Source organism: Shuttleworthella sp., from assembly GCF_057251025.1.
The window spans coordinates 1-6,725 of the sequence record NZ_DBHIDN010000039.1; the positions used below are offsets into that span (position 1 = coordinate 1).

6 protein-coding genes and 1 tRNA gene are annotated in these 6,725 nt (G+C 56.0%); 1 reads left to right on the top strand and 6 read right to left on the bottom strand.

From position 1 onward, the window contains the following. Nucleotides 1-81: 81 nt before the first annotated feature. The 6 genes from ACO5R6_RS07375 to ACO5R6_RS07400 form a co-directional block, all read right to left on the bottom strand. Entirely contained in the window at nt 82-321 is a 240-nt protein-coding gene (locus tag ACO5R6_RS07375) for a glutaredoxin family protein (protein ID WP_485626541.1), read from the bottom strand. A gap of 34 nt (nt 322-355) precedes the next feature. Further along, nucleotides 356-1,660, bottom strand: a complete 1,305-nt coding sequence (serS, locus tag ACO5R6_RS07380; RefSeq protein WP_485626542.1) for a serine--tRNA ligase — start codon at nt 1,658-1,660, stop codon at nt 356-358. Between the two features lie 108 nt (nt 1,661-1,768). Next, a complete protein-coding gene (glyA, locus tag ACO5R6_RS07385) occupies nt 1,769-3,016 on the bottom strand; it encodes a serine hydroxymethyltransferase (RefSeq protein WP_485626543.1) in 1,248 nt (415 codons plus the stop codon). A 36-nt stretch (nt 3,017-3,052) separates the two neighbouring features. After that, entirely contained in the window at nt 3,053-4,144 is a 1,092-nt protein-coding gene (gene asd, locus ACO5R6_RS07390; RefSeq protein ID WP_485626544.1) for an aspartate-semialdehyde dehydrogenase, read from the bottom strand. Between the two features lie 152 nt (nt 4,145-4,296). Beyond that, a complete protein-coding gene (gene argH, locus ACO5R6_RS07395; RefSeq protein ID WP_485626545.1) occupies nt 4,297-5,706 on the bottom strand; it encodes an argininosuccinate lyase in 1,410 nt (469 codons plus the stop codon). A 57-nt stretch (nt 5,707-5,763) separates the two neighbouring features. Further along, nucleotides 5,764-6,435, bottom strand: a complete 672-nt coding sequence (locus tag ACO5R6_RS07400; RefSeq protein ID WP_485626546.1) for an epoxyqueuosine reductase QueH — start codon at nt 6,433-6,435, stop codon at nt 5,764-5,766. 65 nt (nt 6,436-6,500) lie between these two features. On the opposite strand from ACO5R6_RS07400, the gene ACO5R6_RS07405 reads away from it, so the two are divergent. After that, a tRNA-Thr gene (locus ACO5R6_RS07405) sits at nt 6,501-6,573 on the top strand. Nucleotides 6,574-6,725: the final 152 nt, after the last annotated feature.

Here is a 6,725-nt window from a genome sequence, read left to right on the forward strand (position 1 = left end):
TAAATGCCACTGGGTGCTAACCCAACTAAGATGAGGTTGTTTTTTCACAGCCCCCCCGCAGATACAAAACGGCTTCCGGCCTTATGCCTTAGGATGGTCCTTTAGGAACTTGATGATCTCGGAGCTCTCATAGAGGGGCTTGTCATCAACAAAGAGGCAGGGGCACTGCTCCTTGCCGCCCACTGTGACCAACCGATTGTAGGCCGCATCATCCTTATAGATATCATACTCAATCACATCGTCTCTCCCCTGGGCCGCAATCTCCGCGCGGACAAGCTTGCAGAAGGGGCAGGTCTCAAAGCCGAATAATTCTAATTTCATGAAAATCTCCTCTCTGGAATCCGAGTCAGTCCGATCAGCTCTCCTTCATGGGATGCTTGGGCAGAAGCTCCTTTGCGCCTCCCATATAGGGTCTCAGAACCTCCGGGATCTTGACAGAGCCGTCCGCCTGCAGGTTGTTCTCCAGGAAGGCAATCAACATACGGGGAGGTGCCACACAGGTGTTGTTCAAGGTAGTCGCGAAGTACTTGTTGCCGTCCTTGTCCTTGACCCGGATCTTCAGCCGTCTGGCCTGGGCATCGCCCAGGTTGGAGCAGGAGCCGACCTCAAAATACTTCTTCTGGCGGGGAGACCAGGCCTCAACGTCGCAGGACTTGACCTTGAGATCCGCCAGATCGCCGGAGCAACACTCCAGGGTGCGGACCGGGATGTCCATCGACCGGAAGAGCTCGACCGTGTTGGACCAGAGCTTCTCGTACCAGTCCCAGGCCTCCTGGGGCCTGCAGACTACGATCATCTCCTGCTTCTCAAACTGGTGGATCCGGTAGACCCCCCTCTCCTCAATTCCGTGAGCCCCCTTCTCCTTGCGGAAGCAGGGAGAATAAGAGGTGTAGGTGTAGGGAAGATTCTCCTCGTCATTTAAGCTGTCAATGAACTTGCCGATCATCGAGTGCTCGGAAGTGCCGATCAGATAGAGGTCCTCACCCTCGATCTTGTACATCATGGAATCCATCTCATCGAAGGACATGACGCCGGACACGACATTGCCGTGGATCATATAGGGAGGGATGACATAGGTGAACCCCTTATTGATCATGAAGTCGCGGGCATAGGCCAGGCAGGCGGAGTGCAGTCTGGCGATATCTCCCATCAGATAGTAGAAGCCGTTGCCGGCGACTCTGCCGGCCGCGTCCATATCAATGCCGTCGAAGGCCTCCATGATATCCGTGTGGTAGGGAATGGGATAGTCGGGGACCAGGGGCTCTCCGAATTTCTCAATCTCCACATTGCAGGAATCATCCCTGCCGATGGGAACGGAGTCGTCTATGATATTGGGGATGACCATCATATCCTTGGTCAGCTTGTCAGAGACCTCTCGCTCCTCCTCCTCGATCGCCTTAAGCCGGTCAGAATTGGCAGTCACCTGGGCCTTGACGGCATCGGCCTCCTCGCGCCTGCCCTCCTTCATCAGAGATCCGATCTGCCGGGAGAGCTCGTTCTTCTTGGCTCGAAGCGCATCGCCCTCACCCTTCAGAGCCCGAACTCTCTCGTCCAGCTCGATGACCTCATCAACCAGGGCCAGCTTATGCTCCTGGAACTTCTTCCTGATGTTCTCCTTCACAAGTTCCGGATTCTCTCTTATGAGCTTAATATCAATCATGGATGACTCCTCTTTCTTGCCGCCGATCCGCCATCAGAGGCGGCGCTTACTTCTTCCAATTATAGTAATCAGCCCCTGAAAATGCAATCCGATGGCCCTCGGACCGCTTTAGAAGGCAGCCGACAGAGGATACTTCTCGGTCAACCTGTCTACAATGGCTCTGGCCTTTGGAATCCCTGCCTCCTTTTCCCTGACAATAGCAGCGATCGCCTCCGCCACCTGATCAAAATCCTCTTCCACAAAGCCGCGGCTGGTTGCGGCAGGCGTCCCCAGCCGAATGCCGGATGTGACGAAGGGAGACTTGGGATCATTGGGAATGGTGTTCTTATTGGCGGTGATATGGGCCTGATCCAACCAGGACTCGACATTCTTGCCTGTCTCCTGATAAGAAGTGAGGTCCAGGAGCATCAGATGGTTGTCTGTGCCTCCGGAGACGATGTCAATCCCCCGCCTCATAAGACCATCGGCCAGGGCTCCGGCATTCCTCACGACCTGAGTGATATAGTCCTTGAAAGAGGAGTCGAGCGCTTCCTTGAAGCAGACCGCCTTGGCGGCAATCACATGCATCAGGGGGCCTCCCTGAACACCGGGGAAGACATAGCGGTTGAGCTTATATTCCTCGGCGAACGCCTCTGAGGAAAGAATAAGGCCGCCCCTGGGCCCCCGCAGGGTCTTGTGCGTCGTCGTGGTCACGACATGAGCATAGGGAACCGGGTTCTGGTGCAGTCCCGCCGCCACAAGGCCCGCGATATGAGCCATGTCTACCATGAGGATGGCCCCCACCCGGTCCGCAATCTCCCGGAATTTCTTGAAATCGATGGCTCTGGCATAGGCGGAGGCGCCGGCAATGATCATCCTGGGCTTGCAATCCATCGCGATGCGAAGGACCTCCTCATAGTCGATGAGTCCATCCTCGTTGACTCCGTAAGGCACAATGTTGAAGTAGAGACCGGAGAAGTTCACAGCAGACCCGTGGGTCAGGTGGCCTCCCTGGTCCAAAGCCATTCCCATCAGAGTATCTCCGGGCTTTAAGACTGCCATCTGGACTGCCATATTGGCCTGGGCGCCGGAGTGGGGCTGGACATTGACATATTCCGCCCCGAAGAGTTCCCGGGCCCGATCGATGGCCAGCTCTTCCACCCGGTCGACATTCTGGCAGCCGCCATAGTAGCGGTGACCCGGATAGCCCTCGGCGTACTTATTGGTCAGAACCGATCCCATAGCCGACATGACTGCGGGAGATACCCAGTTCTCAGAGGCGATCAGCTCGATGTGGTCGGCCTGCCTGTCGTACTCAGCCCGAATGGCATCCGCAAGCTGCGGATCTTCCCTGTGAATATCATCCCATGTGTACATATGGCTCCTCTTTTCTCTTGCAATCAGTGACGGGAATTACTTGGCCTCGATATAGCCCTGGGCGGCCAGAAGCTCTGCGCACAAAACGGCGCCGCCGGCCGCTCCGCGGACGGTGTTGTGGGACAGGCCCACGAACTTCCAGTCGAAGAGGGAGTCCTCGCGCAGACGGCCGACAGAGACACCGAAGCCTCTCTCGAAATTAACGTCCAGGGCGACCTGGGGGCGGTCATCCTCGGTCAGGTAGCGGATGAACCGGCCGGGAGCCGAGGGAAGGTCCAGGTCCTGAGGCAGGCCCCGGAAGGACTCCATGGCCCGAATCAAGTCCTCCTTGGATGGATTCTTCCTGAAGTTGACGAAGACGGTCGCCGTATGCCCATAGAGGACGGGGACTCGAATGCACTGCGACGTGATCTTCATGTCCTCGGACGGAACAATGCACTTCTTCCGGTCATCCACATGCCCCCAGATGCGCAGGGGCTCCTTCTCCGACTTCTCCTCCTCCCCCGCGATGAAGGGGATGATATTGCCCTCCATCTCGGGCCAATCCCGGAAGTTCTTGCCCGCGCCTGAGATAGCCTGGTAGGTGGACACAACGGCTTCCGTCGGCTCGAACGCCTTCCAGGCGGACAGGACGGGCGCATAAGACTGGATGGAGCAATTGGGCTTTACGGCGATGAAACCGCGCTTTGTGCCAAGCCGTTCTCTCTGATACTTGATCACGGCAAAGTGGTCCGGATTGATCTCGGGGACTACCATGGGAACATCCGGGGTCCAGCGGTGGGCGGAGTTATTGGAGACAACCGGCGTCTCTGTCTTCGCATAGGCCTCTTCAATGGCCTTGATCTGGTCCTTTGACATGTCAACCGCAGAGAAGACGAAGTCCACCTCCGCGGAGACGGCCTCAACCTCATTGACATTCTTCAGGATCAGACCGGCGACGTCCGCCGGGATGGGGGTATCCATCTTCCAGCGGCCCTCCACAGCCTGCTCATAGGTCTTGCCGGCAGATCTGGGAGAGGCCGCCACCAGAACCACCTGGAACCAGGGATGATTTTCCAATAGGGATATAAACCTCTGTCCCACCATCCCGGTCGCGCCTAAGATACCAACTCTCAACTTCTGATTCATATTCGCTCCTTGTCTCTAGCAGACGGACACTTGTATTTTCACGTCTCCCATCATAGAAGAGGGAGCCCGCAATTGCAAGGCAGATCCCCATTTCCGACGATTTGACGAATATACAGGTCCTGCGTCAGAACTTCTTGGCGATTTTTCCGCCATCAGGACCGGAGGGCTCCGGTAGTCATAACCGGATTCTCCTCCAGATAGGTCCTGGAGCGATTGATTTCTCTTTCCATGGCTCCGGGCCCGGGGGCTCCGATGGTCAGTCGGTTTGCGACACAGGTCTGCATGGAAATCGCCTCATAGAGATCCTCTCCGAAGGCCGGAGAGAAGCGGCGGAGTTCCTCCGGCTTCATGTCATCAATGGCGATTCCCCGGTCCAGACAGTATAGAACCACTTGGCCGATGATCCCATGGGCATCCCGGAAGGGGACACCCTTGCGGACTAAGTAGTCAGCCGCATCCGTCGCATTGGTAAAGCCGTGCCTAGCCGAGTCGACCATCACTTCCTTATGAAAGCGCATGGTCCTAAGCATGCCGGCGAAGAGGCGGACACAGCCCTTGGTCGTATCCATTGCATCAAAGGCCATCTCCTTGTCCTCCTGCATGTCCTTGTTATAGGCCAGAGGGAGCCCCTTCATGGTGGTCAGGATCTGCACGAGGGCCCCGTAGACCCTGCCGGTCTTGCCCCGCACCAGCTCCGCGATATCCGGATTTTTCTTCTGCGGCATGATGGATGAGCCGGTCGAGTAGGCGTCGTCAATCTCGACAAAGCGGTACTCATTGGAATTCCAGAGGATCACTTCCTCAGAAAAGCGGGACAGGTGCATCATGACCGTAGACATCGCGGACAGGAATTCAATCAGATAGTCGCGGTCCGACACCCCATCCATGGAGTTCTCCGTAGGCCCGGAGAAGCCCAGTTCTTCTGCCGTGTACTCCCGGTCCAGAGGGTAGGTGGTTCCGGCCAGCGCGCCACTCCCCAGAGGGCAGTAATTCATCCGCCGGTAGATATCCAGAAGACGGAGGCGGTCTCTCTTGAACATCTCGAAATAGGCTCCCATGTGGTGGGCCAGGCTGATGGGCTGGGCCTTCTGCAGATGGGTGAAACCGGGCATGATGGTCCCGGTATTCTCCTCCATGATCTCAAGGAGGGTCTCCAGGAGTTCATATAGCTCTGCATCGAGCTCGCAGACGTTCCGCCGGGTAAAGAGGCGCATATCAAGGGCGACCTGGTCATTTCGGCTTCTCCCGGTGTGGAGTTTCTTGCCCGCGTCACCGATCCGGTCGATCAGGTTGGCCTCGACAAAGGAGTGTATATCCTCATAGCGGTCTGTAATCAGAAGCGCACCGGACGCGACATCCCGCTCGATTCCGTCCAGGCCCTCCAGAATCTGCTCCTGCTCTGCCTCCGTCAATACGCCCTGCCTGGCAAGCATCTTCACATGCGCCCTGGATCCCTCCAGGTCTTCTTCCAGGAATTTCCGGTCGAATCCGATCGAGGCATTGAATGCGTATACCAGCCGGTCTGTCTCCTTTGTAAAGCGGCCGCCCCATAATTGTGCCATGATATCTCCTATCTAATATAATCTGATATGATCTGTTGCAATCTGATCTTCTTCGCCTTAATTGGATCTGCTCTCCTGCCGGCGGGAAGCTCCTCTGTCGGACTGTTCCCTCTGTCTCCTGGAGAAGATACAGCCGCAGTAGTCCTGCCGATAGAGCCCGTACTCCCCGGACAGCTGCGTGGACCGAAGGTAGCCTCCCCTCTTCTTAAAATCCGAGTACAGGTAAGGGACCCCGTACTTCTCTCCCATCTCGACCCCGATGGCATTTAAGAGCTGTTCATCCTTCATGGGGGAGATGGAGAGAGTCGTGGTGAAGTAATCCATCCCCAGTTGCCCGGCCTTCCTGGCGGCCTCCTCCAGGCGGAGGCGAAAGCAGACCTCACAGCGGGCTCCCCGCTCCGGCTCCTCCTCCAGGCCCCGGACCGCCTCATAGAACTTCCTGTCCTCGTAGTCTCCCTCAATGAAGGAAATCGGCCGTTCCGCCGGCATTTGCCCGATGAAGCGCTCCAATTCCCGGCTCCGGGTCTCATGTTCCTCTGCCGGATAGATATTGGGATTATAGAAATAGTCTGTGATCTCGAAGTAGCGGGAGAGGTACTCCAAGACATAAGAGGAGCAGGGAGCGCAGCAGGAGTGGAGGAGGAGCCTGGGCACTTTCCCCTCCTCCCGGATCCCGGCAAGCGTCTGGTCCAATACTTTCTGATAATTCACCTTATTCATGTCTGCCATTATAACAGGTTTTCTCTATGATTTTCTTGCAAAATACAGCTCACTCTCATATAATCACCTCATACGCTTCTATAGCACAGTTGGTAGTGCACTTCACTCGTAATGAAGGGGTCATCGGTTCGAGTCCGATTAGAAGCTTTTTTTATTTGCGCATTTCTTCATAATAATATTAGGTAAATATATGGACTGACCGCCGTCTCCTGCACTCCCCTTGTGTGCAGGAGACGGCAGTTTTAGAGTTATAGGACAAAACGTGTTGATGAAAACCCCTTCAAAGCCTTGTAAATAGA

What these genes read in the sequence shown, in the direction of transcription:
- asd (WP_485626544.1), bottom strand. Translation starts at nt 4,144, where the DNA reads ATGAATCAGAAGTTGAGAGTTGGTATCTTAGGCGCGACCGGGATGGTG.
- serS (WP_485626542.1), bottom strand. Translation starts at nt 1,660, where the DNA reads ATGATTGATATTAAGCTCATAAGAGAGAATCCGGAACTTGTGAAGGAG.
- ACO5R6_RS07375 (WP_485626541.1), bottom strand. Translation starts at nt 321, where the DNA reads ATGAAATTAGAATTATTCGGCTTTGAGACCTGCCCCTTCTGCAAGCTT.
- ACO5R6_RS07400 (WP_485626546.1), bottom strand. Translation starts at nt 6,435, where the DNA reads ATGGCAGACATGAATAAGGTGAATTATCAGAAAGTATTGGACCAGACG.
- argH (WP_485626545.1), bottom strand. Translation starts at nt 5,706, where the DNA reads ATGGCACAATTATGGGGCGGCCGCTTTACAAAGGAGACAGACCGGCTG.
- glyA (WP_485626543.1), bottom strand. Translation starts at nt 3,016, where the DNA reads ATGTACACATGGGATGATATTCACAGGGAAGATCCGCAGCTTGCGGAT.